Origin of the sequence: Butyrivibrio hungatei NK4A153 (assembly GCF_000424465.1) — a bacterium.
Classification (GTDB): domain Bacteria; phylum Bacillota; class Clostridia; order Lachnospirales; family Lachnospiraceae; genus Butyrivibrio; species Butyrivibrio hungatei_A.
Genome location: NZ_AUJY01000001.1, coordinates 132,713 through 158,617 on the forward strand (window position 1 = coordinate 132,713; position 25,905 = coordinate 158,617).

Consider the following 25,905-nt stretch of genomic DNA (forward strand, 5'->3'; position numbering starts at 1 on the left):
TGATGAGAATGGAGAAAATGATGATCAAGAAAAAAAGAAAATTTGATCCCAAGCTCATACTCGTAGGCATTATAGCTGTTTTTGTACTGCTTACGGTAACGGGAAGCTTCTATTCCGTTAAGGAGCAGGAGCAGGCAATCCTTACAATGTTTGGTAAGGTTGTCAGAGTTGACACCGCAGGTCTTTATTTTAAAGTTCCTTTTATTCAGAGTGTTCACCACATTGATATGACCACTCATGGTGTGGGTATCGGCTACACTATACAGGATGGACAGAACATTACTGTAGAGGATGAAGGAATCATGATCACTTCAGATTTTAACTTTGTAGATATTGACTTCTACCTTGAATACAAGGTAAGTGATCCCGTAGCAGCATATTATAACTGCGAGAATCCCGAAGTTGTAATGAAGAACATGGCTCTGTCATGCATCAGAAACACGGTTGTAAATTATCCTGTTGATGATGTGATTACAACAGCAAAGGGACAGATCCAGGCAGAAGTAAAAGAAAAACTTCAGGGCGAACTGACCAATAAGGATATAGGACTTATGGTGGTAAACCTTTCTGTACAGGATGCAGAGCCGCCCACAGAGGAGATTGTTCAGGCATTTAAGTCTGTTGAAACAGCCAAGCAGGGCAAAGAGACAGCTATAAACAATGCCAAGAAGTATCAGAGTGAAGAGCTTCCCAAGGCAGAAGCCACAGCAGATAAGATCGTCCAGGATGCTGTTGCAAAGAAAGAGTCCAGAATAGCGGAAGCCGAAGGACAGGTTGCAAGATTCAATGAGATGTATGAGCAGTACAAGCTTCAGCCATACATAACCAAGAAGAGACTGTTCTACGAGACAATGGAAGACATTCTTCCCGAACTTAAGGTTATTATTACAGACGGAAAAACACAGGAAATGCTTCCTCTGGAAAGTTTTAATTCTGTTGAAGGAGGGGCAAAAGATGGAGAAAATTAATAATAAAGGAAAGATTATCGGAACAGTAATAGCCCTGATTGTTTGTGTACTTGCTTTCCTTGCATTATCCGCGACTTATGTTGTTCATCAGAAAGAGTACATTGCCGTAAGAAGATTCGGTAAGATCATCAGCCTTGCAAAAGAGCCGGGACTTTATTTTAAGACACCTTTCATTGATGATACACAGTCGATCAGCGCACAGATAGTGCTTTACGATATTCCTAAGTCAGATGTTATCACTAAGGATAAAAAATCTATGATCGCTGATACTTATGTGATATGGAAGGTTGTAGATCCTGTAAAGTACATCCAGACTCTTAATGCGATAGATGCAAGGGCTGAAGAGCGAATTGAGGCATCTGTTTACAATGCTACAAAGAACGCCATTTCTTCAATGACTCAGGATGAAGTTATTGAGGCAAGAGGTGAGCAGCTTACAAAGCTCATTTCAGATGAAGCCAATTCAGATATGACAGGATACGGAATTGAAGTCGTACAGGCTCAGATCAAAGCTTTGGATCTTCCTGATGACAACAAGCAGGCTGTCTATGAGAGAATGATCTCAGAGAGAAATAATATCGCAGCATCCTACACAGCTCAGGGTGATGCCGAAGCTCAGAAGATCCATAACGAGACAGATAAGGAAGTTGCGATCGTAAAAGCAAATGCCGAGAAAGATGCGGCAGTGCTTGAGGCTGAAGGAGAGTCAGCTTACATGTCGACACTTTCCAAGGCATATGATACAACAGAAAAGTCAGAGTTTTACAGCTATATAAGAGGTCTTGATGCCATCAAGAAATCACTTGTAGGAGACAATAAGACACTTATCCTTGATAAGAATTCAGAACTCGCAAAGATTCTTTACGGGAATTTTAATTAAATAAACATCGGGGATTTGCGGCGGCCACACTTGATAGTGTGGTCGCTTTCCGTTTATTTAATATTTCTAATTGATTTTTTTTCTTGCATTAGAAAAAAATATGGTGTATGGTACATATATCGAAAATGAAATATTCCGTAAGCAAACGCGTAGTATTACGCATTCGTTTGTTTATCCCACTTAATTATTTTAACATTTATAGTTTACAGTCTTGCGATTGAGTGCGCAGAGGATAGGAGTTTAAATTTGAGAGAGAAATATGAAACATTGAAACTAAATGACCTTAGAGATATTGCCAAGAAGAGGGGAATCAAGGGCGCAACTACTTTGAAGAAGTCAGAGATCATCGATCTTATGTGTGAACTTGACGAGAAAGAGAAAGCTTTAGCAGATTCCGATGATGCTACTGAAGCATCTTCAAAGCCTCGCAAAAAGAATATAGTGGTTAAATCTCAGAAAGAAGATTTTGGACACAAGAATGACATTGCCGAAGAGAAGCAGGAAAAGAAGTCTGATACATCGGCAAAAGAAGAAACTGAAAATGAACTGCTTGACGGTGATACTGCCGACGGTATTCTTGAGATAATGCAGGATGGATATGGATTCATCAGATGTGAGAACTATCTTCCCGGTGAAAATGATGTATATGTAGCACCGAGTCTTATTAGGAAATTTAATCTTAAGACGGGAGATATTCTTAAGGGAACATGCAGGGCAAAGAAAGAGACAGATAAGTTTGCCGCACTTCTTCGCCTTGATACCGTAAACGGATACAAGCCCGAGGTTGCTATGGGAAGATGGAATTTTGAGAATATGACACCTATTTTCCCTAATTCAAGAATCAGACTTGAACAGCCGGGAGCCAGCGTTGCAATGAGAATCATGGATCTTATCAGCCCTATCGGTAAGGGGCAGAGAGGAATGATCGTTTCTCCTCCCAAGGCAGGTAAGACAACACTTCTTAAGGAAGTGGCTAAGTCTGTTCTTAAGAACAGCCCTGAGATCCATCTCATCATTCTTCTTATCGATGAGAGACCTGAGGAAGTTACAGATATCAAGGAGTCAATTGAGGGACCTAACGCAGAAGTCATCTACTCTACATTTGATGAGCTTCCAGAGCATCACAAGAGAGTTGCCGAGATGGTAATGGAGAGAGCTAAGAGACTTGTTGAGCACGGCAAGGATGTTGTTATCCTTCTTGATTCCATCACAAGACTTACAAGAGCTTATAACATCGTTGTTCCTCCTTCGGGAAGAACACTTTCGGGTGGTCTTGATCCCGCAGCTCTTCATATGCCTAAGAGATTCTTCGGTGCAGCAAGAAACATGAGAGAGGGCGGAAGCCTTACAATTCTTGCGACAGCACTTATAGAGACAGGTTCCAAGATGGACGATGTTATCTACGAGGAATTCAAGGGAACAGGTAACATGGAAATGGTTCTTGACAGAAAGCTTCAGGAAAAGAGAATTTTCCCTGCAATCAATATTCCGAAGTCAAGTACCAGAAGAGAAGACCTGCTTCTTGACAGAGAAGAACTCACAGCCATCAATAACCTCAGAAAAGGCTTTAACGGCATGAAGGCAGATGACGCTGTAGACCAGTGCATCAACCTCTTCTCCAAGACAAGAAACAACACAGAGTTCGTAAGAATGGTAGAGAAGCAGATTCGCTTCTGATAGTATCTAAATAATCTATGATCACCGGAGCTGGCATAAAGTAAACAGCCCGGTGATTCTTTTATTTCTTGTTACAAATCTCATATATAACTGAAATTGAACTATTGAATGGATGGAATGAAATTAGAACCCCCTGTCTTTATTTGCTATTTTATGAAAATGGACAGTGAAAAACAGGGTATGTCCCTGTCTAAAAATGCAGGTAGCGAAAAATGGACAGTGAAAAAACAGGGTATGTCCCTGTCTAAAAATGCAGGTAGCGAAGAATGGACAGTGAAAAAACAGGGTATGTCCCTGTCTAAAAATGCAGGTAGCGAAGAATGGACAGTGAAAAAACAGGGTATGTCCCTGTCTAAAAATGCAGGTAGCGAAAAATAGACAGTGAAAAAACAGGGTATATCCCTGTCTAAAAATGCAGACAACGGAAAATAGACAGGGAAAAGGCAGAAGATAACCCTGTCCCAAAATGCAATCATTGTAAAAAAGATAGGATAACACCGAAAGATAAAGGGAAAACAAGGGAAGCAAAGAAAAATAAAGGAATACAAAGGAGAATAACGTTATATGAACAGCCTTGAAGAATTGTTAAAAAGGGAAAGAGACAGATTACTCAGGATAAGCAGAATAGTTGAGGACAGGCTGACTGATGCACCGGATGGCTTTTTGAAAATAACTACATCCAAGAATAATACTCAGTTTATCTATTGCTCCGGCAATAATAAAAATTCCTATATCAAGAAAGATAAGGTGAAACTGGCTTATAAACTTGCTCAGAAGTCCTATGACAGCAAGGTGAAAAGGCTTGTTGACAGAAGGCTAAAGCAACTTGCAACGATTGCTGAGGAATACAAGGACAACGAGATTGAGGATATATACCGGGAACTGCATCCTATTAGAAAAAGTATCGTAGAAGCAGTTGAGATTCCGTGGGATCAGCGAATCAAGAGATGGAAAAGTGTCCCTTATAACGGAAAAGATTTTGCGGATAATATACCTGTAATATGTACAAAGAAAGGGGAACGGGTTCGTTCAAAGACAGAAAAGATACTTGCAGATTACTTCTATGATAATGGTATTGAATATAAGTATGAGTGCCCGTTGAAACTAAGAGGTATAGGAACAATATATCCGGATTTTACATTTTTAAGAAAGAGAGACGGGAAAGAGGTCTATTGGGAGCATGATGGTAGAATGGATGATCCCGGATACGCAGAGAAGGCAATTCAGAAGATCAATTCTTATATGTTAAATGGCATATTTCCGGGGGATAATTTAATATTATCCTTTGAATCCAAAAAAACAGTATTAAGCGATAAAATCATACAGGCACTTATTGTGAAGTATGGATTAAAGAGCAAACTACCTGAAAGAAATACTTAGGGAAAAGCGGTAAGTACAAGGCGGAGACAATCGTCGATGTGGACATCGACGATTGACGACAACGCAGTACATGGATTATTTCATGAGTAAATTATCTAATTGTCATCTTGCCGGTACACTTGACGTCAACAACGGGATTATGTATAGCCAAAAACGAGCTGAATAACGGTAATCTTACCGTTATTCAGCTCATCAATTATCTTAGGATATTCAATGTACTAATTTAAAATCAAGCTTTCTTGCTGTAGTCTCTTTCGCCGAAGATGCCGGTTCCGACGCGGACGAAGGTTGCGCCTTCTTCGATGGCAACTTCATAGTCGCCCGTCATGCCCATGGAGAGTGTGTCCATGTGAACGTTCGGAATGGACATCGAATTAACTTGATCCTTGAGCTCTCGAAGACCTTTGAAGTATACGCGGTTTGACTCGGGATTTTCCGTGTAGGGAGCGATTGTCATAAATCCGCGGATGTTAAGGTGCGGGAGAGTACTGATCTCTTTTACAAAATCAATTGCTTCATCCGGTGAGAGACCGAATTTTGTATCTTCGTGTGCCATATTTACTTCTACGAGGACGTCCATTACAAGGTCGTGCTTTGCGGCCTGTTTTTCAATCTCGTCTGCAAGCTTTCTGTTATCTACGGAATGTATCATGCAGGCAACGCCCGGAAGGTATTTTACTTTGTTTGCCTGAAGATGGCCTATCATGTGCCATGAGAGAGGCTCTGTTATCTCTGCTGTCTTATCTCTTATTTCCTGAACTTTATTTTCTCCGAATACCGTGATGCCGCAGGCCATTGCTTCGCGGATGTCACTTACGGGTTTTGTCTTACTTACTGCGATGAGAGTTACGTCTTCTCTTTTTCTTCCGGCTCTTTCGCAGGCCTTTTTTATGTTCTCTTCTACAAATTTAAGGTTTTCCTTTATCATCTGTCGCTCCTTTAATGTCATTTGCAATTGTATGGGGCTTTTGCCCGATAATAACTCATTTACCGTGTTTTTCTTTATTTTTTGCCCTTAATAGTATATCATATGATGTGGTGGTGTAACACGATTCAAGTGGGGAAAAAAGAATATGAAGGTTAGCGAGATCGCAAACGGATCAGAGGTAAAGATTTATGCGGCCATTAACGGACACTCAGTTGTGATTATGACGGAGGCTATTTTTGGTGTGAATGTTGGACTTCTGGTAAGACCGATGGAGTATTTCGGTAAGTACATTCAGTTTTTAGAACCATCCAATGTTCAGATCAGGAACAAGCGTGACGGACGCGTATACAAGTTCATGTCTACAGCAATTTCACCCGTAAAGACAAGGTACGGGAATTTTCATTTGATCAGGTGCTCATCTATGCTGGAACCTGAAAACTCAAGAAGAGCAGAGCGCTTCTATATTGAGAAGCTCGGTCTCATTTCCGTTAACGGAAATAACATGCAGCTTAGAAACTGCCTTGTCCATGATATATCTATGAGAGGAATCTCTCTTGTTGTAGATGACGACACAGAGTGTGTGCCCGGAGACAAGATTGACGTAATGTTCAGATACGGGGCAACACTACATAATTATGAATTAAGCACTGTAGTAGTAAGAAATTTTAAACTTGGCAAAAAGAATGCCGTAGGATGCAGTATATCGAATCTTAATATCGATCTCATCGGACTGTTGAGTTCAAAGAAAAATGAGAAACAGACGAAACTCGATGAAGCTCCTGCGACAGATCTCAATCCTAAGATAACCGAACAGCAGCAGATTCTGGAAGTTGAAGAGGATGTTGCAAGGGATATCATTCCGGAGAGACCCGCGACCATTACCATAAGGTCGGGAAAACAGATGAATCTTAAAGATATGGAAGAGAGTGCGGATTCAGATGATATGGCAATTCTCCGAAAGAATAAAGAAAAGAAGATGGCTGATGAAAGGCGTGAGATCGAGAGTCTTCTTGATCTTAGGAATATCTAAATTTATTAAAGGAAAGACGGAGCAGTTGTTTAATAAAATAACTGCTCTTTATGCTGTTTACAGCAAAAAAATATAGGGGATTAAAATTGTGAAAAAGAGAAGTGTATTGACGCTTATGCTTGTCATTTCTTTGATCGTTACCGCATGTGGCGGAAAGAACGGCAAGAAAGCAGAAAGTGAAGCCGATAAAGGTGACATGGCTGTTGAGAGTACAGTCGATGGAGAAAAGGTGACTATCGATCTTGGAGGAGCGCAGCTTCGCTGGGATAATCTCGGAGATGCGGAAATCTCTGCCGAAGAATTTGAACGTTTTGACGGAGACGTGGTGCTTACAGCCTATTACAAGACCAATAATTATACGAAGGATTCGTCGCATGAAATTGGTCTGAGACTTAATTGGGACGATAAGTCATTCGGTGAAAACAGGAAAGTAAAAAAAGGAAAAGACAGCATTTCTTTTGAAATCTCAGAGGAAAAGAAAAATTCCATAATCGATGAAGGGTACGTATATGTGTACGGACATAATGTTCTTGTTGATAAAGTGGAGATCACCGGAAAAATGATAGAAGAAAGCGAGAGCTCCGGGCCGCTCTTTACTGAAGAAAACGGCCTTTTACATGTATCTGACGGAAAACTTGTAAATGAAGCGGGCAATCCGATTCAGTTAAAGGGACTTGCAAATTTTTACTTGAGCGTCCAGCCTCAGCTTGCACGAAAGAGTGTGTTTAAGAGAATGAAAGATGAGTGGGGAGCAAATGTACTGCGACTTCCCGTTAACGTCGATACATCGTTCTGGGGGACACCCGAGAAAGGATATGCATCGGGTTCTGATGAAGACAGAGCAAGGATTACGGCCACTCTTGATAAGGCAATCGCGGCGGCGAGAGAAACGGGCATGTATGCGATAGTTGAGTGGGTTGTTCTTGAAGAAGAGAATCCTTTGAAAGAGATTGAATATGCGAAGAAGTTTTGGGAATATGTTTCTTCGACATACAAGGATGACAAGCATATTATCTACGAAATCTGCAATGAACCCAACGGTGAGGCGACATGGGATAATGTTAAGGAGTATTGCTCTGTGATCGTACCTCTTATCAGAAACAACGATCCGGATTCGCTTATACTTGTCGGAACACCTGATTTTTCGGCAGATCTTTATGCTCCTATGAACGATCCGCTTGAATACGACAACATTATGTATGTTTTTCATGAGTATACGGGACATAACAGCAAATTTCAAAGCGAGATAGAGCAGATAGATAAAGCTATGGAAGTACATCTTCCTGTGTTTATGACAGAGGTTGCCGGAACGGACGCCGAACAGGAAGATTATTATGATATGGAGACGATACAGCAGTGGATGCCGATCGTTGAGAAATACAATATAAGCTATATAGTTTGGAAACTTGAAAAATATTCAGATTTTGACAGAAACGATGAATACTGGAACTATATGCGCGAAAACATGAAGAATGACAGCCCATATTAATTCAATTGATATTTGTGGAAATATTAAATATATATAAACGAATTTACACAAATATCAGGGGATAGTATAATGATTTTATACGATTCAGCTTTTCTGAGAGGGTAATATATTGGATAAGATGGGACTTTTAAGTAAGGTTTTTGAAGCATTTGCGAACTCTTCGGAGAGCAGATATGTATTTTTGTTTGATGTTGAAAAGAATGTCTGTAGATTTTCCCAGAGTTGCGTCGATAGATTTGGGCTTCCCGGCGAGTATGTAGATAATGCCGGAGAGGTTTGGGCTTCTATAATTAATCCTGCCGACAGGTTCAGATTTCAGAAATCTTTACAGGATCTGATCACCGGTAATACCAAGATTCATGATATGAGCTACAGGGCTCTTGATAAGACGGGAGAGTATGTAGTTTGTTCATGCAAGGGCTTTCTTATTGATGATGATGATGGTCATCCGGTATATTTTGCCGGTACGATCGATAATCACGGAATTGCAACCGAATACGATCCCATAACCAATTTATATACCAGATATAAGCTTCTTAACGATCTCAGAGAATATCAGGAGAGAAAAGAGAAGTACATGATCCTTATGGTGGGACTGTGTAACTTTCATGAGATCAACAATATTTACGGCTATGAAGTCGGAAATAAAGTGCTTAAGAACTTTGCGGAGAAGCTTCTTGATTATCTTAACGGAGCCTTTGTTTTCCATGCGGGTGGAACAAAGTTTGCGATAGTATCGTCTGTTTTCACCGAGGAAAAAATGGCTGCCATATACAAAGAAGTTTCTGAATATGCCAGAAATTCGATTGAGATAGAAGACAGCAAAGTTGCGATAAATATCGGCGGAAGTCTTTCGGAAGTAAGGAATTTTGACGTCGATGTACATACGATAGTAACGGGCGTGCTCCTTGGACTTGATGAGTCGATTCATGAAAGACACGGAGAACTCGTTAAATTTGGAAATGACAATTATGTAAATAACCATGACAGGATTGTTGTCATAAATACGCTCAGAAACTGCATAAATGACGGTTGCAAGGGATTCTATATGTGCTATCAGCCGATCGTCAATGCAAATACCGAGAAACTGGTGGGAGCAGAGACGCTTGTCAGATGGAGCATGGAACCTTTTGGAAGCATTTCTCCCGGAGATTTTGTTGCATGGCTTGAAAACGATCCTCTTTTCTATGACCTTAGTTACTGGATCATGAAGACGTCAATGACCGCAATAAAAGAGAAGGTGTTACCGATCATGCCTGATTTCCTTCTCAACATAAATCTTTCATATATGCAGCTTGAAAGACAGAATTTCAGGACCGATCTTCTCAGGATAATCGATGAAGTCGGATATCCTCCGAAGAACCTGTGCCTTGAGCTTACGGAGAGGTGCAAGCTTCTTGATGAATCATTTTTGAGAAACGAGATGATCTTCCTTAAATCAAAAGGAATCAAGATCGCACTTGATGATTTCGGAACAGGTTTCTCGGCGCTTGAACTGCTTATTACTTTGCCTATAGATGCGATAAAGATAGACAGATCTTTTGTCATGGATATCGAGAATGTAAAAGAAAAGCAATATGTGGTTGATGCGATTCTTGCTTGCGCAAGGAATATGAATATAAGCTCAACGATTGAGGGAATAGAGACCGTGAGCATGAAAGAGATAATGAAGAATTACGGTGCCACATCTTTCCAGGGATATCTGTATTCCAAGCCGGTTGTAATCGATGAATTTGTAAAGCTGATTCAAAAGTAATGTTACTGTTGTAAGTATTTGGACAGAAGTGGGCGAAGCTTATGATGAGAACAGTACCTCTATCAAAGAGTTTATCGTTGGATCAATTAAATCATCTCGCTGATACAGGGCATATTTTTATTACACCTTTTGCTTTGAACCGAACTGCATATATTGTGGTTAATCAGAAACCGTTTATGGTTATAGTTACGGATATATCGCTTAAGGGAATACAACTTAGCGGAGCATGGTATACGTGGGATGATCTGGAGGCGATGGGGGGAGTGTACGAATCGGAGTTTGATGCGCTGAAAGCAATAGCGGACAGAGGATAATGAGCGGAAGTCTTAGAGTGAGACTTCCGCTTTCGACAGCTTATGGACTTCATTTATTAAGATTGTATAAAAAAGTGTAATTTCGTGGGCATTTTTGAGGATTTCGTGATAAAATTACTTCTATGTACGATGATTGGAGGTCTGGTTTTGACATACGTCTATTATTACGTTGAAGCGCATCTTGCTTGCATTTTTCTGATGGCATTTCTGCTGTTCAAAATCAGAAAAGGTGTAAATAAGCAACTTTCACAGATTTATCTCGGTAATCTGATAATAGTACTTATAGCTTACTGTTTTGCAGAAATCTTTTGGGCATTGGTGGATGGCGGTTATTTGGGCTCATCCAAAACTCTGTTATATTTATCTAATGTTTTCACATACCTTTTAATAAATGTAGCTGCATATATTTGGTATATTTTGTCAGAGATCATGCAGAAGGAGAAGTATATTGAGAGTGATCTTACAAGGGTATTTATAAGTGTGCCGGTTTGGATATCGGCTCTTTTGTGTGTGACTGCATACAGAACAGGTCTTGTTTACTACCTTGATGAAAACGGTAATCTCACGGGAGGAAAACTGTATCTGATACTTATAATCGTTCCTTTCGGATACCTTCTTGCGGCGTCGATAAAGGCTTTGTCACGTGCGTTCAGCAAGGATAGATATGCAGAGAGATATATCTATTTTATGATCGGTATATTCCCGATAACGCCTATTTTGCTTGGAATATTGCAGGCAATGTATTGGAGAGTTCCGTTTATATGCTACGGAAGCCTTGCTGCGGTTTTGTATGTATACATAACTTATATGGATAATCTTGTGTCTATAGATCCTCTGACACAGATCAATAACAAGAATCAGATGTACAAATATCTTGTGCAGAAGATGAGAAATCAAAATCCGGGACTTTCTCTTTTTATGCTGATAATCGACATAGACAGATTTAAGTCCATAAATGATACCTATGGTTACAGCGAAGGTGACAAGATCCTTGTCAGAGTTGCAAATGCCGTTAAGGATGCATGTCAGGGGCCGAGAAGCAGATTTTTTATATCAAGATACGGCGGAGATGAGTTCGTGGTTGTTGCAGAGATGGCATACAGAGCAGAAGCAAGCTGGCTTGCCGATCAGATAAAGAATAACGTAAAAAAAATTCCCGAACTTACCGGATGCGCTTATGACCTCTCGGTAAGTGTAGGAATTGCTCAATACGACTACGAAGCTCCTATATCTATTCAGTCATTTATTGCAAGGGCAGATTCGGATCTGTACAAGCAGAGAAAATTGAATAATATTTAAAAGAGCGAGGAAATAAAGTTGATTGCAAGACCGGCGAGGACAAATCCTGCCAAAATGGCGATTGCATAAATAAATTTCATTCTTGCCATGGCATACTCCTTTTAATTAATCATGCTATAATTATATTGTATCTTTTTTGAGGATACAACCGAAATGACATGTACATCTGAATATCAATTCAGGATTGGAGGGAGTATGAAGATTTACGTTGCCGGTAATGTGTCCAGAAGTGGGGATGGGTCGCTTGACCATCCGTTCATGACTATTTCGGAGGCTGCCGAAAAGGCACGTCCGGGAGATACGGTTGTGGTTGCCCCCGGAGTATACAGAGAGTGGGTTAAACCCCGTTATTCAGGAACGGAAGATAAGCGAATAACATATTTAAGTACAGAACATGGCGGAGCCGTAATCACGGGCTCTGAGGAAATAAAGGGTTGGGAGGCTTTCGAGAACGTCTGGCGTGTCAGAATACCAAACAGCTATTTCGGAGATTATAATCCGTTCACAACGTTAGTTCACGGGGATTGGTTTATCGAAGATCCCAAGAATCCATCACACACAGGAGAGATATATTTAAACAAGAGGTCCATGCTTGAGGTATTCGACCTTTCTTTTTGCATGCATCCGCAAAAAGACAACAGGTCATGGGAGCCGGACTTCACCGAGTATGTATGGTATACGGCGCAGGAGGATAACTTTACCGTTATCTATGCGAACTTTATGGGCAAAGATCCCAATTATGAAAATGTTGAGATTTCTGTGAGAAGGTCATGCTTTTTCCCTGAGGAGAGTGGGATAAATTATATTACTTTAAGGGGATTTTGCATAACAAGGGCAGCTACTCAGTGGGCGCCTCCGACCGCTTTTCAGGAAGGAATGGTGGGACCTAACTGGGCTAAGGGCTGGATAATCGAAGATTGTGAGATCTCGGAGTCAAAGTGCTGCGGAATCAGTCTCGGTAAGTATTTCCAGAGAGGCAATAACAACAAGTGGTCAACTTATAATTTGAAGCTGGGATCGCAGACTCAGAGAGACACCGTGTGTCAGGCGGTAAATGAAGGCTGGGACAAAGAAACGGTCGGCTCGCATATTGTAAGACGCTGTGATATTCATGACTGCGGACAGACGGGAATCGTCGGTCATATGGGCGGTGCTTTCAGTATTATCGAGGATAACCACATCCATCATATCAATATAAAGCACAACCTTGCCGGGGCTGAGATTGCCGGAATCAAGCTTCATGCTGCGATAGATACCTGCATCAGAAGAAATCACATCGATCACTGCACAAGAGGAATCTGGCTTGACTGGGAGGCTCAGGGAACAAGAGTGTCGCAGAATTTTTTGCATGACAATGTTCCGCCGAAAGGTACTATAATAGAAAATGGATTGTCTTTGGGAGAAGATATTTTTGTTGAGGTCTCGCACGGACCGACGCTCCTTGATCACAATCTCTTTTTGTCAGATATTGCAGCAAGGATATCGACGCAGGGAATAGCGTTTGTTCATAACCTTATCGCAGGCTCTTTTACCTATGTGGGAGAGGGCTGCGGTGATATGAGTAAAAAATTCCCTTCGCCGAGATTTACGCCGTATCATGTTCCGCATTCTACCAAGATCGCAGGATTCATGACGATTCTTCACGGCGATGCGAGATTTTTTAACAACATTTTCATCCAGAAGGAAGTGCGAAGAGATCTTGTGGATTATTGCGTTGCGCAGAATTCCGATACCATGGATAAAAATAACTTTATTTGCGGTACGATTCCTTACAACGATTATCCGCTGGCTCCGGAGTATTTCTCGCGCTTTGGGAAGAATGTCATCAGGCAATACGGTTCAACAGATCCTTATTACGATCATCTTCCTGTATATTTCGGGGGAAATGCATATTATAACGGTGCGAGGGCCTGTGACCACGAGCCTGCGGCTCACGTTGACAAAGATCATAAGATCAGCCTTTATATCGATGAAGGTGACGGAAGATATACCATACACACCAATCTTTACGAGTTCCTTCCGAGGGGACTTGCCATGCCTGTTAATTCTGAGGTGCTGGGGCTTGCGTTTGAACCTGAGCAGCGCTTTGAGAATCCTGACGGCAGCAGTATTTCTTTTGACAGAGACTATTTTGGAAGAAAGAGGGGAAGATTCCCTGTTTCGGGACCTTTTGAGGAGTGCGGAACAGACAGATTTACCGTTCAGACTCCCGATGATGCGTCGTCCAAGATCGGTCATGATGAAAAGATAAGAATTGAGGATAAGTGGAAAGCGGATCTTGACAATACCAAAGAAGAATCTGATGTGAGTGAGATCAATGCAAATATTGTGCTCACGGGTGGAATGAATGCCGTAATAAGCTTCCCGTTTGACGGAGAGCTCTTCAAAGTGAGCGATATGTTTGTTAAGGGAAATGAGGTCTGGCTCTACGATAGTTTGGCTGACAAACTGGTAGAACTTGACTGTGAGTACGGAATTTATCATAATATCAAGAAATGGTCCATTGGTGCATTGCAGTCTCTTGATATGAGCGAGGATGCTAATGCCGAAGGGCTTGCAAGAACAGCAGGTACGCTTCTATGCATACTCAATAAGAGTCTTGCGCACGATGCGGCAGACACTTGCGAAACCATTCAGAATAAGGTGAATGACGGCCTTGGTGACAAGGGCATCAGCATGAGATTTACTCCAAAAAATCTTAAGTTCATAAGGGGGAAGAAATTTATCTCTCTTGAAGATGTTCTTTACAGGATTAGCAGGGGTACCATGGAAGTTGTTACTGAGCGGATCGAGCACCTTAATTAACTTAAATTTTGAGGATAGAATTTTTACATGAATAAAAGCAGCAACTGGTATAAGCTCGACAATGCGGCGAAAATTGTTCCGTCAACCGCACGTGGAGCAAATACACGAGTATTTAGAATAACTTGTGAGTTAAAAGAGAATATTGACGGAGAGATACTTCAGAGAGTGCTGGATGAGACGATTGAAGAGTTTCCATTTTTTAATTGTGTGCTTCACAGAGGTCTTTTTTGGTACTATCTTGAAGACAGTGATCTTAAGGCGGTAGTGGAGGAAGAGAAGACTCCCGCCTGTATGCCTCTTTATTATCCGGGCAGAAAAAATCTTTTATACAGAGTAAATTATTTCAAAAAGAGAATTAACCTTGAGATGTTCCACGTGCTTGCGGATGGAACAGGGGCGTTTATGTTCTTTAGAAATCTCATCATAAGATATATTCAGGAAAAGCACGGAATTGATGCCGATATTAAGCCTGTAGATGAGTTTTCTCTTGAAGAAAAGAATGTGGACGCTTTCGGAGATTTTTACAGCAAGCAAAAAGGTCTTAAGCAGTTAAAAGAGATGTCTTCGGTAAAGGCATATCAGCTTAGCGGAGAGATTGACGACGATCTTCTTCCGCACCTTGTGGAGGGCACTGTTTCCTCATCGAAATTTTACGAGGCGGCAAAGAGCCACAATACAACTGTGGGAGTTATGTGCGTTGCGGTTTATATAAAGGCTGTTCTTATGGGAATGAACAGAAGCCAGAAGAGAAAGCACATAGTAGTCAGTGTCCCGGTTAACTTAAGAAACTTTTTTAAGAGCGGAACGGCAAGAAACTTTTTCGGTGTTATAAGCATCGATTACAATCCTGTTGAATATGACGGTGAGCTTGAAACAATCATCAATTTCGTTGATAAGAATTTCAAAGAAAAGCTCTCGCCGGAAAGCATTGAAAAAACCATGAATTCCTACTCTGCATTGGAGCACAACATAGGAATAAAGGTTATTCCGCTTCCAATCAAGAATATAGGAATAGGATTTTTTGACAAAAATGCGAAGCGAGGTATCACCAGCTCAATGTCGAACCTCGGTCAGATTAAGATGCCTGATGCTGTTGCGGATTATATAGACAGATTCAGCGCATTTATGACTGCACAGTCACAACAGATCACGGTCTGCTCATATATGGATAAAATGGTATTCGGAGAGGTTTCACCTTTCAAGACACACAAGGTAATGCTTAATTTCTTCAGGTTACTTACGGAAATGGGAATGGAAGTAGAACTTGGAACCAACGACTACGATGAGGAGCAGTGATTTATATGCAGTATTGTCAGAAATGTAAGATAAAGATAAGAGGAAAAAAGACGTGTTGTCCCATGTGCCAGGGAACTTTAAAGGAAGTTGAAGGCGGGGAGAACGTAACGGCTTCTTTTCCCACTCTTAAAAAGAAAAAGATGAGTCACATCACAATAATGAAGATGACAACTTTCGTTTGTGCTGTGCTTGAGATAATTTTGATAACGTTGAATATTATGATGGGAGATGCGCTTCAATTTTTGGGACCGTTATTCCTTGGAATTCTGGGCGCATGGATAGCGGTTCTTGCGACGGTTTATTTTAGAAACAATATCCTTAAACTGATAACGTGGGAAGCTATAGTTGCGATAATCGCAGATATTTATATCGATTACAACACAGGCTTTTACGGCTGGAGCATAGACTGGGTTGTGCCGATCACACTTATGGCACTCGGCGTTTTGACATTTGTTATTGCTATTTGCATAAAGCTTAGATTTGACGAATACATTTTTTACCTTTTATTTGACCTTATTATGACTGTATTACAGATAATATGCGTCACAAAGGGAATCACAAAGAATTTCTGGCCTACAGGCATCAGCATCATGCTTTACATGATCCTCCTGGCAGGTGTCTTGATATTCAGATTCCGCGATCTGAAGAAGGCTTCGGAGAAGATGTTTAACATGTAGTGATATAGCTTTCTAAAGTCCAAGCCGCGTACATGCTTGCATGTAAAGCGGCTTGAGACCTTAGAAAGCGAACAGACATGAGGAAGTAGCACGATAGTGCGGATTCCGAATGTCTGTAGAATTGCGAGAGTTGCTTTAGCAACGGAGCAATTCGTATATCACGTATCTTGGTATTGTGATGGAATTGCGAGAGTTGCTTTAGCAACGGAGCAATTCGTATATCACGTATCTTGGTATTGTGATAGAATTGCGAGAGTTGCTTTAGCAACGGAGCAATTCGTATATCACGTATCTTGGTATTGTGATGGAATTGCGAGAGTTGCTTTAGCAACGGAGCAATTCGTATATCACGTATTAGTACGTAGAATCAGGGAGTGTATGGGAGTGCGAGGCAAAAACACTAAAAAGAACATAAGGCACGGCGTGGTTTTTGCCACAAAATTCGGAGATTTTGTTGAGAATAAGCTTGAACAGGCAATTATCCAGCGAAATCACCTGGCGGAAGAACTCCCTGAAAATCCCGAGAAACTTAAGTGGTACAGAGTCTCTTTGGAGAACGGGCTCTCCGGAGACGGCTCTGAATACTACATTTATGTGAAAATAGGCGATCCCGAGAAACTTTGCATTTTCTTTTCCGGCGGAGGAGTAGCCTGGAACGAATATACGGCTGCAAGACCTTCATCGATGGGCAAGCTTGCCGCCGGTCTGCCAAACTATTATTGGAATAATCTAAGACCTGTTACCCAGCTAAAAAATATAAATATCGGTATAACAGATGTATCGCTTGAAAAGAATCCTTTCAGAGACTGGAGCTTTGTTGTTGTGACCTACGCGACGGGAGATTTCCATGTGGGAAACAACGAATATCCTTATGTTTCAGAAGACGGAAAGGACGAAATTCTTCATTTTCACGGATACATCAATTTCCTTGAGAGCATGAAAGTTGCAAAAAGACTTTTTCCGTCACCTGAAGATATCCTTATAGCGGGAAATTCAGCCGGTGCTTTTGCGATTCCGGCTCTTTCGGGAGAGATTGTGGATGATTATTATCCGGATGCAAAAGATATAACTCTTTTTTCCGACAGCGGACAGCTTCTTTACAACAAGTGGAGAAAAACCGCGAAGAATATCTGGAAGACCAAGGAAGAAATCTGGCAGAGCATCAATACCGAGAATATTACGCTCGACTGGTACAGAGCGTTATATTCGAAGTACGGCAACAGATTCAGGTATCTGTATTCAAGTTCTGACAGGGATTTCCTGTTGAGCGCTTATTATAATGACATAATAAACAAGCAGTACAAGACAGATCAGCAGGTGCAGGAAGAGTACAAAAGACAGCTTATTGAGATGGTTCATGAGTTAAAAGAGTTGAATCCGTCGTTCGGAATCTTTATAAACAACTGGAAACTTCCACTTATCACGCAGGGCGGAACAGTCCATACGAGCGTAAGAGATATGCAGTTTGCAAGTTTTACGCAGGATGGAGTGACTATGGCTCAGTGGCTTAAAGATGCAGTTGACGGTAAAGTTTATGATGTGGGAATGGAACTGCTGGAATCGTAGTCAATGATTCATATAGAGAATATAATGCCGTTAAATTACGCTACCATTATAGCGGGGAAGTATGATGCGTTTTGTAGCTGTTAAAAAGGTCTCTATGATGTGTTTTATCATAGAGACCTTTAATGTTGGTTGGATATTGATTTTAGAGTTGTTTCAAACTCTTTTAAAGCCTTATAATTTGGGTCAATAAATCAGTCTACAAAATATTCCGCAATCTGTGCCTCATAGGAGTCGCGAAGATCTCCCGGAATGTCATACTCATCCAAAGCCTCGGCAACAGACCAATGTTCGTTTACCATCGAGCGAAGAATGCTGCGAATGACACGAGAATCAGAAGCCTCAATAGTTGCGGCGTTATTCATAATCATACCCTCCTCCATTGACAATAGAATATAACATATAATCACATATTTTTGATATAATATATTATATCCTACAACATATTGTAGCTCAAAAAAATTCAGATACAAGTATTGACATTTGTAAAAAAATGGAGATTTATAGGAGCTTGGCTCAGATGAAGATTGCAGCTATTGTTTTATCGTTGCTGGGACTTATCAGTTCTTTTGCGGCAGTGGGAATAATACCGTCAATTGCTGGATTTGTGCTCAGTTTGAAATGGTTTTTGGAAAAGAAATCCATAAACGGGGCAAGAGCGCTTGCTATTTCTGTTGTAGGAGTTCTATTGCCTTTTATCATGTACTTTAACAGTTTCGGGTTTTCTTTACCATACAAAAAGAGCGCGGGGCTTTCTTTTTTATCACAGATTATTTACGATAACTATACGAATCTCGGCCTTAATATGGAGTGGATGGTCAAGGACAAGGCGGAAGAACTTGATTTTGATGTTTTTGAGGATGCAGAGCAGGTAGAGAGCCATGAAGATTTGGCGGAAAGCGTTGGCAAAGAGGCAACATTCGGTGATATTGATAGAAAAGATGTGATTGCAAGTGATGATGAAAAACAAGGTGATAGCGATAGTAAGGGAAAGTTGGAATCTTCGAAGAATACCAAAGAGCAGAAAAGTCTTGATGATGAGTATGAGCTTGATATTATAGATGTAATCGATCATGAGATGCATACACATAAGCATAAACCGACCAGTACTGAGGTTGGAGCATCGGATGACAATATGTCCTGCTACGGAGGGCTTCCTGTGGGGACGCTACTAATAGCCAGGTACTTCAGGGAAGATGACCATAACTGTAATCCGGTACTTGTTCTTCAGAACAAGTCAGGAAAATTGTGCAGATATGAGTGCAAGTTTATCGCAAGGGACGATGACGGCAACGAGCTAGCGGTTTCCGAGAAGACTGTTGAAGTGGTTCAAAATGACGCAAAGTTTGTCTTTGAGGGACGGTTTGACAAGAAGGACTTAAAAGGAAAACTCCCGTCAATGTACGAGTTTTCCGTTACAAAGCGTGATCCCTATGAGACTGACAGACTCGACGATGTTGCCGTATATTCCAAGACGGAAGGAAATTCGGTATTTCTTGCTGCGGAGAATACCTGCGATAAAAAGGTTAAAGTTGACGCATTCGTTTTATTTTTTGACGGGAACGAACTTGTAGACTGTATATGGCTTATACCGGGAAGCAACAGCAACGTATATGTAGAGCCTGCGAGCGTCGGAACCGTAACCGGCGACGCTTACTATAAGTTTGATAGGATTGAGACATATTACACAGCTTATGAAGCTGTCGATGGTAAAGAATAGAGAAGGAATAAGTAGCACCGGAGGGAATGATATAATGAAAATAGCTGTGAGCGCGTGCTTGCTGGGAGAAAACTGCAAATATAACGGAGGCAATAATTATAGCGAGAAGGTTATGAAGTTTGTCGAGGGACATGAGGTTATACCGATATGCCCTGAAGTTTTGGGCGGATTGTCTACACCAAGAGAACCGGCAGAGATTGTTGATGGTGATGTAAAGAATAAAGACGGTACATCAGTTGATAAGCAATTTCGCAGAGGAGCTGAATTGGCTTTGGACATGATAATAAAGAACTGTGCTGAACTTGTGATATTGCAGTCAAGAAGCCCATCATGCGGAGTGAATACAATTTATGACGGCTCTTTTACCGGAAAGATTATTCCAGGGCAGGGCGTATTTGCGGAATTACTAAAAGATAACAATATAGAAGTGATGGATGTTGCCAATTTATAATGATGCAAGCATTGAAATGATTAAATGCTTTATGGAGCTTGCAAAAGAGTTTGGCATTAAAGCTATTGATGCGTCTAAATGGAACATAGAGATGGGATATGATGGTGTTCATTTTACTATTGAAGGGCATAAGCAGTTTGCGAAGATGCTTTTACGCGAAAGTAATCTATAAAACTTAGAATTGTAGGAATAATCACAATGTTAATCTGCGTTGCTTGATGCAATGAATACATTTTACTAGGCTGATACTATAACACACGAGGAGGACACAACTATGTTCAGCGAAAATTTAAGAGCAATGCGAAAAGAAAAAGGTTATACTCAGGAGGAGCTTGCGATAAAGTTAAATGTGGTAAGGCAGACAGTCAGCAAGTGGGAAAAGGGATTGTCGGTTCCTGATGCAGATCTTTTGGCTATGATATCGGATGTGTTGGAAACACCTGTAAGCAGGCTCCTTGGAGAAAAAATAAACGAAGCGGCTGATAAAAACGAGATTGCGGAGCAACTTGCCAAGATAAGCGAGCAGCTGGCCATAAAGAACAGGCGCAGTAAGAAGCTCTGGAAAACGATTGGAATCACAATACTTGTTATTGTGGCTCTATATATTGTGCTGATGGTAGTAAGCTTTTTTGCATTTACTACTGTTTGGCATACCACTACGGAGCGCATTGAGAGTATAGAGCTCGATGAGCCCGCAGACGGAGAGGAAGGTATGAATTAAGTCAAATCAGGGGAGGAGGTGCAATTAGATATTGCTATTTACAGGCAGACATTAGCGAAATGTGCAAAGTCTGCTCATCTTTTATTTCTTTTAAAGTCTTTTAAAGTTCTTATTTTCAAAATTATTTTCATCAAAAAAACAAAAGAAAAGGGGTTGTGATTTTCTTATGAAGATCACTTCTGAACAGGTATAACTCAATGAAAAAAATCTTGCGGTACAAACATGTTCTTTCTGTAATTCTTTCTTTAGCTATTGTTTTTTTTCAGATTATTACAATATCAGCCACACCGGTTGAGATACAAACTGATGGCTCTATGCCGGCTTCTTCGGGCGAAGTTAAGCTTATCGATGAGGATCTAAATGATCTTGGCGTTGAAATCGATAATGAGAGCGAAAAGCTTGAAGAAGAAAAGGATCCTGACGAAGAAGTCAGGGTAATCATTGTAATGGAGGGTGACAGTGTCCTTGATAAAGGATATGACACCGTAGAAATTGCCGACAGTTCGTCTGCGATACGCGAGGTGGACAAAATCGAATCCAAGCAGGAAACGACTGTTGAAAAGATCTCAGAGGAAGCTCTTGAAGGAAATGAGCTTAAGGTCAATTATTCTTTTTCCATTATTGCAAATGCCATATCTGCAGATGTTACATTTAAGGATATAGAAGCCATAGAGAAGGTGGACGGAGTTGAGGCTGTTTACACGGCAAGGCGACACGAACCTGTTGAAATGGCCGATCCTGCAACAATATCTTCAGGCGAGATGGTTGGAAGCTATCAGACATGGGCAACTGGATATACGGGTGCGGGACAGCGTATTGCTGTAATTGATACCGGTATAGATGTTGATCATCCTTCTTTTGATGCGGGCGCGTTTATGGCTCATTTAAAGGAGACTGCGGAAGATTCGAGTAAGGAGATTTCAGAATACGGCTTATTGGATGAAGCTGAGATTCAGAACGTCCTTCCGCATCTGAATGCCTTTAAAGATGATGAAAACGTAAGCGCAGATGACCTTTATCAGAGTGAAAAAATCCCATATGCATTTAATTATATAGACAAAGATATGGATATTACGCATGACAATGATGAGGAGGGGGATCACGGAACTCATGTGTCGGGTATAGCAACGGCAAATTATTATGTGCCGAATTCAAATGCGGAGGAAGGCTATGCAACTCAGGCTCAGGGAGTTGTAGGAATAGCGCCGGATGCGCAGCTTCTTACAATGAAAGTATTTGGTAAAAACGGTTCGCCATTTACCGATGATTATATGGCTGCAATAGAAGATGCGATTCTTCTTAAGGTCGATACCATAAATATGAGCCTGGGTTCTCCGGAGGCAGGAAATACATATGATTCCGAAGAGTATGTAAATGAGATTTTTGACAAGCTTCAGGGAACAAGTACAGTTGTATCTGTGGCTGCCGGCAATTCAGGTCGCTGGAGTGAAAGCAGCCTGATTGGCGCAAATTTAAGCGGAAATGTGAATATGGATACGATAGGGACTCCGGGCTCTTATGAAAAAGCATTTACGGTAGCAAGCGTTGTAAACAGCGGCATTGTCTCATGTTTTTTCACATTTGACAACGATAAAAAGGTGTTCTATACGGATCCAACAGGAACAGAGGCACCGAAGTTTGAAACGTTTGATAAAACAAACGGGGGCGACGGAACAGAATATGACTATGTATTTCTGGATTCGCTCGGTGCAGCCGGGGATTATGAGAATATTGATGTTAAGGGCAAGGTCGTATTCGTATCAAGAGGAGTGTTGTCTTTTTCTGAGAAACAGTTAAATGCACAGGAAGCAGGGGCAATAGCGATTGTAGTCTACAATAACACATTGGGAACAATCATCATGTCAATGGGCGGAAATGACGCCAAGATTCCGGCATGTGCGATAACGTTGGCAGAAGCAGAGGCAATCAAGGAAAAGAGCACTCAAAGAAGCGATGGGTTATATGAGGGAAAGATAACTGTGCATTCAATTCCCGAAGTGCATAAAAATACTGATGATGGATACACAATAAGCAGCTTCTCTTCATTCGGAGTTCCGGACAGTCTTGACTTAAAACCTGAGATCACATCACCAGGAAGCAATGTGTATTCGACGCTTAATGACGGTAAATACGGTCTTTCAAGCGGAACGTCAATGGCGGCACCGTCAATTGCCGGTCAGAGTGCACTTGTTCAGCAGTATATAAAAGAGAATAATCTTGCGGACAAAAATGACATTTCGGTAAGGACGCTTTCTCAGTCACTTATGATGAGTACAGCTATGCCGCTTAAGGGAAACAACAATCCGGAAAATCCGGAGTATACTCCTCGTGTTCAGGGAGCAGGACTTTCCAATGTTCAAAATGCAATATCGTCGCCTGCATACATTCTTTTGGGCAATAAAGAAAATAACGACGGTATGGTCAAAGCTGTTATCGGAGACGATCCCGAAAAGTCAGGCTGCTATGAATTTTCGTTTGATATATATAACATGGATGTGGATCCTCAGTATTATGTGCTTGATTCATCAGTCCTTACGGAAGAACTGATGAGTGCGGGCGGGCTTAATTATTTTATGGGTAAATCATACAGGCTCAGTCCTTCGGTAGAGTTTACGGCAGATGATACCAAACTTGTTTATGACCTTAATGATGACGGAAAAGTAAACGGTAAGGACAGAAAAATATTATTGCAGTATGTGAACGGTTCAAGATCGGTTCCTTTGATTGAAAGAAATTATGAATACTACGACTTTAATAAAGACGGAGTAATAAGTACAAAAGATGTGTATCTTCTTTCAAGACAACTAAAAGGCAAAGCGGAAGTTGCAGATCTTGCGCTGAGCGTGGTTGAAGTAAAAGACAGCACGAAGGTAAATGTAAAGATCACTCTTTCAGACAGCGACAGGAAATATCTTGAGGGCTACGAGAACGGGATGTATGTCGACGGATATATCTACGTAAACGGACCTGTACCAATGTCGGTTCCTTTCCTTGCTTTCTACGGAAACTGGATGGATTCTCCGATGTTTGAAGATTATGACTATATGAAAGCTGTATATGACAGTGACTATGCAGATAATGTAATTACATACTCAGGTGTTGAAAAGACCAACTGGCTGTCTACAAGTCTTTTTGGAACCAATGAGGAAAAAATGTATGTTCCGAACAAATATGTAAAAGAGGATGAGTACATTGCGGACAGAAATGCACTTAGTTCTGAAAACGGGACATTTATTGCAAAACAGTATTACAGCCTTATAAGAAACGCCGGAAGGCTGATCCTAACCATAAGAGATGTTGATACCGGCGAGAAATATTTTGAAAAAATTGATAAGGATGCCTTGGCGGAATATTACCATGTTAAAGTCGGCGAATGGATGAATACAAAAGGAGAAATTGAGCTTAACTGGGCAGGAACCGATGCAGACGGCAATCCTTTGCCTACCGGAACCAAAGTGGAAGTCGTTCTTCAGGCTATTCCGAGCTACTACAACAATGTTGAAGATGTGTCTGAGCTTAATGCTGACGGAATGTTTATAAGAACACCTTTTGTGATCGATAATGAGAAGCCTTCTATCGTAAGCAGTGAGACGAAAGACAATAAATTAAAGATCAAGATGCATGACAACAGATATACGGCAGCAGTGATTCTTTTAAACGAAGATGCTGATGTTGTAGGTTTATATGCGGTAAATCAGACCAAGGCCGGAGAAGACGTCGAAATGGAAGTGGACATTGATAAAGAATTCTCTTATGTTGCGCTTGTGGATTATGCAGACAACAACAGAGTCTATGAATATGACAGAACGGCCAAGTCTATAGGTGAAGAGAGCGCGGCAGATATGTCGAGCGATGCGGCTTCTGTAGCTTCTTCAGATATGTCTGACAGTGCTTCTACAGAAGTATCGGATGATGCGACGGCTGATAAGTCGGATGATGCGGCATCGGATTCTTCAAGTGATGAATCATCTGAGGATGATTCAGGTGATCTGGAAGTGGCAAAGACATCAGATACCAAAAAAACATCAGATTCATCGAGCGATGAAGCAACGGCGGGCATAGCGGATGATGTGGCATCAAAAGAAACTTCCAAAGAAGTTGAGGCAGGAGGAAAGTATGACGATTAAAATTTCAAGGCACTTTTTTATAATAAGCATAATGACGGTTCTTGCGTTTATATTCGCTCCGGCAATTAGCGTTAAAGCAGCTGATGCGGCACCTGTTCATACAAACATTGATACTTCCAAAAAGGGCGGAAACCAGTATATAACCTATAAGCTTACTCTTGATAAGACTGAAGTAACGGATGGACGAGTGGTTATAGGATATAACGGAGATATCCTGGAGCTTGAGAATGATTCACAGGGAATAGGCTTTAGCGAGGAAGATATAAATACGAAAAAAGAAAACGGAAAAGAGCTGTTCTCATATGCTTTTGTCAATGATGAAAAGAAGTCTGCGGGCGGCACGCTTATTACACTTAAATTCAAGGTTAAGGATGAAGTGTTTAGGCAAGATACAGCTATTGATACGCAGATTATAAGCATCAACAATGAAGATGAGGAAGTTCTTGGAAATACTTCACTGTCAGATACTTTTTCTGCAGGAAAATCAAAGCTAAAAAAGCCTGAGATCTCAGATATTACGCAGTCTATACTTGGCGTTTATGTATCATGGAAAAAAGACGGTGATGCTGACGGATATTATCTGTACCGCAGTACATCAGAGAAGGGAGAGTACGTACAGGTTGCGAAACTAAGCCTTCTTACAACATATTTGGATCTTTCGGTTGAGAACAGGCAGACCTACTACTATAAGCTGGTTGCATACAGAGGAAGCGGCGATAAACAAGACCTTTCCGATGAGTCAGCGCCTAAGTCTGTGACTGTCAAAAAGTTCTGGGGTTTGTTTGACTGATAGATGGGGAGCAAACCTCGTCCCCACGGGGGAT

Annotated in this window: 22 protein-coding genes; 20 read left to right on the forward strand and 2 right to left on the reverse strand. The window is 41.1% G+C overall.

Annotated features, from left to right (window positions below; genetic code table 11):
- Window positions 1–20 precede the first annotated feature (20 nt).
- The 5 genes from hflK to G628_RS0100645 all read left to right on the forward strand — a co-directional run bounded on the left by hflK (window position 21) and on the right by G628_RS0100645 (window position 4,905).
- Window positions 21–968 carry an FtsH protease activity modulator HflK gene (hflK, locus tag G628_RS0100625; protein WP_242827144.1) on the forward strand — a complete coding sequence of 316 codons (948 nt, stop codon included), beginning with the start codon at window positions 21–23 and terminating at the stop codon, window positions 966–968.
- Window positions 955–1,848, forward strand: a complete 894-nt coding sequence (gene hflC / locus G628_RS0100630; RefSeq protein WP_026655235.1) for a protease modulator HflC — start codon at window positions 955–957, stop codon at window positions 1,846–1,848. The genes hflK and hflC overlap by 14 nt, the downstream gene beginning before the upstream one ends.
- Window positions 1,849–2,094: 246 nt before the next feature.
- Complete coding sequence (rho, locus tag G628_RS0100635; RefSeq protein WP_026655234.1) at window positions 2,095–3,525, forward strand: transcription termination factor Rho; 1,431 nt, start codon at window positions 2,095–2,097, stop codon at window positions 3,523–3,525.
- 153 nt (window positions 3,526–3,678) lie between these two features.
- Window positions 3,679–3,903, forward strand: a complete 225-nt coding sequence (locus tag G628_RS0100640; protein WP_196803682.1) for a hypothetical protein — start codon at window positions 3,679–3,681, stop codon at window positions 3,901–3,903.
- Between the two features lie 186 nt (window positions 3,904–4,089).
- The gene (locus G628_RS0100645; protein WP_027208223.1) at window positions 4,090–4,905 is read left to right on the forward strand and encodes a hypothetical protein; all 816 of its coding nucleotides are present in this window, start codon (window positions 4,090–4,092) and stop codon (window positions 4,903–4,905) included.
- A gap of 229 nt (window positions 4,906–5,134) precedes the next feature.
- Here the strand turns inward: G628_RS0100645 and G628_RS0100650 are convergent, their stop codons facing one another.
- Window positions 5,135–5,833 (reverse strand): YggS family pyridoxal phosphate-dependent enzyme, encoded by a 699-nt coding sequence (locus G628_RS0100650; RefSeq protein ID WP_026655232.1) that lies wholly within the window; start codon window positions 5,831–5,833, stop codon window positions 5,135–5,137.
- Window positions 5,834–5,978: 145 nt separating this feature from the next.
- Between G628_RS0100650 and G628_RS0100655 the strand changes: the two genes are divergently transcribed.
- The 9 genes from G628_RS0100655 to G628_RS0100705 all read left to right on the forward strand — a co-directional run bounded on the left by G628_RS0100655 (window position 5,979) and on the right by G628_RS0100705 (window position 18,065).
- Window positions 5,979–6,863: a PilZ domain-containing protein gene (locus tag G628_RS0100655; protein WP_026655230.1), complete on the forward strand. Its 885-nt coding sequence runs from the start codon at window positions 5,979–5,981 to the stop codon at window positions 6,861–6,863.
- Between the two features lie 88 nt (window positions 6,864–6,951).
- Window positions 6,952–8,352 carry a glycoside hydrolase family 5 protein gene (locus G628_RS0100660; protein ID WP_027208224.1) on the forward strand — a complete coding sequence of 467 codons (1,401 nt, stop codon included), beginning with the start codon at window positions 6,952–6,954 and terminating at the stop codon, window positions 8,350–8,352.
- Window positions 8,353–8,470: 118 nt separating this feature from the next.
- On the forward strand, window positions 8,471–10,108 hold the full coding sequence (locus tag G628_RS0100665; protein WP_242827153.1) for an EAL domain-containing protein: 1,638 nt from the start codon (window positions 8,471–8,473) through the stop codon (window positions 10,106–10,108).
- Between the two features lie 155 nt (window positions 10,109–10,263).
- Window positions 10,264–10,422: a hypothetical protein gene (locus tag G628_RS18815; RefSeq protein WP_196803683.1), complete on the forward strand. Its 159-nt coding sequence runs from the start codon at window positions 10,264–10,266 to the stop codon at window positions 10,420–10,422.
- 147 nt (window positions 10,423–10,569) lie between these two features.
- Window positions 10,570–11,721 (forward strand): GGDEF domain-containing protein, encoded by a 1,152-nt coding sequence (locus G628_RS0100675; protein WP_027208226.1) that lies wholly within the window; start codon window positions 10,570–10,572, stop codon window positions 11,719–11,721.
- Between the two features lie 195 nt (window positions 11,722–11,916).
- Entirely contained in the window at window positions 11,917–14,526 is a 2,610-nt protein-coding gene (locus G628_RS15985) for a right-handed parallel beta-helix repeat-containing protein (protein ID WP_081670504.1), read from the forward strand.
- Window positions 14,527–14,553: 27 nt separating this feature from the next.
- On the forward strand, window positions 14,554–15,822 hold the full coding sequence (locus G628_RS0100695) for a hypothetical protein (protein WP_026655225.1): 1,269 nt from the start codon (window positions 14,554–14,556) through the stop codon (window positions 15,820–15,822).
- Window positions 15,823–15,827: 5 nt separating this feature from the next.
- Window positions 15,828–16,499 (forward strand): DUF6320 domain-containing protein, encoded by a 672-nt coding sequence (locus G628_RS0100700; protein ID WP_026655223.1) that lies wholly within the window; start codon window positions 15,828–15,830, stop codon window positions 16,497–16,499.
- A gap of 423 nt (window positions 16,500–16,922) precedes the next feature.
- Entirely contained in the window at window positions 16,923–18,065 is a 1,143-nt protein-coding gene (locus tag G628_RS0100705; RefSeq protein WP_242827145.1) for a pectin acetylesterase-family hydrolase, read from the forward strand.
- A gap of 191 nt (window positions 18,066–18,256) precedes the next feature.
- Here the strand turns inward: G628_RS0100705 and G628_RS18615 are convergent, their stop codons facing one another.
- On the reverse strand, window positions 18,257–18,433 hold the full coding sequence (locus G628_RS18615; protein WP_155833743.1) for a hypothetical protein: 177 nt from the start codon (window positions 18,431–18,433) through the stop codon (window positions 18,257–18,259).
- A 122-nt stretch (window positions 18,434–18,555) separates the two neighbouring features.
- On the opposite strand from G628_RS18615, the gene G628_RS0100720 reads away from it, so the two are divergent.
- The 6 genes from G628_RS0100720 to G628_RS0100750 all read left to right on the forward strand — a co-directional run bounded on the left by G628_RS0100720 (window position 18,556) and on the right by G628_RS0100750 (window position 25,871).
- Window positions 18,556–19,782 (forward strand): hypothetical protein, encoded by a 1,227-nt coding sequence (locus tag G628_RS0100720; RefSeq protein WP_207637982.1) that lies wholly within the window; start codon window positions 18,556–18,558, stop codon window positions 19,780–19,782.
- Between the two features lie 34 nt (window positions 19,783–19,816).
- The gene (locus G628_RS0100725) at window positions 19,817–20,233 is read left to right on the forward strand and encodes a DUF523 domain-containing protein (RefSeq protein ID WP_027208229.1); all 417 of its coding nucleotides are present in this window, start codon (window positions 19,817–19,819) and stop codon (window positions 20,231–20,233) included.
- Between the two features lie 16 nt (window positions 20,234–20,249).
- Window positions 20,250–20,405, forward strand: coding sequence for a hypothetical protein (locus G628_RS0100730; RefSeq protein ID WP_155833744.1), 156 nt, complete (start codon window positions 20,250–20,252; stop codon window positions 20,403–20,405).
- A 102-nt stretch (window positions 20,406–20,507) separates the two neighbouring features.
- Window positions 20,508–20,954: a helix-turn-helix domain-containing protein gene (locus G628_RS0100735; protein WP_026666583.1), complete on the forward strand. Its 447-nt coding sequence runs from the start codon at window positions 20,508–20,510 to the stop codon at window positions 20,952–20,954.
- A gap of 197 nt (window positions 20,955–21,151) precedes the next feature.
- Window positions 21,152–25,081 (forward strand): S8 family serine peptidase, encoded by a 3,930-nt coding sequence (locus G628_RS0100745; protein WP_027208231.1) that lies wholly within the window; start codon window positions 21,152–21,154, stop codon window positions 25,079–25,081.
- On the forward strand, window positions 25,071–25,871 hold the full coding sequence (locus G628_RS0100750; RefSeq protein ID WP_027208232.1) for a hypothetical protein: 801 nt from the start codon (window positions 25,071–25,073) through the stop codon (window positions 25,869–25,871). Before G628_RS0100745 ends, G628_RS0100750 begins: the two co-directional genes overlap by 11 nt.
- Window positions 25,872–25,905 lie beyond the last annotated feature (34 nt).

Bases quoted from the DNA above. Each gene is read 5' to 3' on its own strand.
- G628_RS0100645 (WP_027208223.1), top strand. From the start codon at position 4,090: ATGAACAGCCTTGAAGAATTGTTAAAAAGGGAAAGAGACAGATTACTC.
- G628_RS0100640 (WP_196803682.1), top strand. From the start codon at position 3,679: ATGAAAATGGACAGTGAAAAACAGGGTATGTCCCTGTCTAAAAATGCA.
- G628_RS0100665 (WP_242827153.1), top strand. From the start codon at position 8,471: ATGGGACTTTTAAGTAAGGTTTTTGAAGCATTTGCGAACTCTTCGGAG.
- G628_RS0100695 (WP_026655225.1), top strand. From the start codon at position 14,554: ATGAATAAAAGCAGCAACTGGTATAAGCTCGACAATGCGGCGAAAATT.
- G628_RS0100650 (WP_026655232.1), bottom strand. From the start codon at position 5,833: ATGATAAAGGAAAACCTTAAATTTGTAGAAGAGAACATAAAAAAGGCC.
- hflK (WP_242827144.1), top strand. From the start codon at position 21: ATGATCAAGAAAAAAAGAAAATTTGATCCCAAGCTCATACTCGTAGGC.
- G628_RS0100730 (WP_155833744.1), top strand. From the start codon at position 20,250: ATGATTAAATGCTTTATGGAGCTTGCAAAAGAGTTTGGCATTAAAGCT.
- hflC (WP_026655235.1), top strand. From the start codon at position 955: ATGGAGAAAATTAATAATAAAGGAAAGATTATCGGAACAGTAATAGCC.
- G628_RS0100655 (WP_026655230.1), top strand. From the start codon at position 5,979: ATGAAGGTTAGCGAGATCGCAAACGGATCAGAGGTAAAGATTTATGCG.
- G628_RS0100720 (WP_207637982.1), top strand. From the start codon at position 18,556: ATGGAGATTTATAGGAGCTTGGCTCAGATGAAGATTGCAGCTATTGTT.
- G628_RS0100735 (WP_026666583.1), top strand. From the start codon at position 20,508: ATGTTCAGCGAAAATTTAAGAGCAATGCGAAAAGAAAAAGGTTATACT.
- G628_RS0100700 (WP_026655223.1), top strand. From the start codon at position 15,828: ATGCAGTATTGTCAGAAATGTAAGATAAAGATAAGAGGAAAAAAGACG.
- G628_RS15985 (WP_081670504.1), top strand. From the start codon at position 11,917: ATGAAGATTTACGTTGCCGGTAATGTGTCCAGAAGTGGGGATGGGTCG.
- G628_RS0100750 (WP_027208232.1), top strand. From the start codon at position 25,071: ATGACGATTAAAATTTCAAGGCACTTTTTTATAATAAGCATAATGACG.
- G628_RS0100725 (WP_027208229.1), top strand. From the start codon at position 19,817: ATGAAAATAGCTGTGAGCGCGTGCTTGCTGGGAGAAAACTGCAAATAT.
- G628_RS18615 (WP_155833743.1), bottom strand. From the start codon at position 18,433: ATGATTATGAATAACGCCGCAACTATTGAGGCTTCTGATTCTCGTGTC.
- G628_RS0100745 (WP_027208231.1), top strand. From the start codon at position 21,152: ATGAAAAAAATCTTGCGGTACAAACATGTTCTTTCTGTAATTCTTTCT.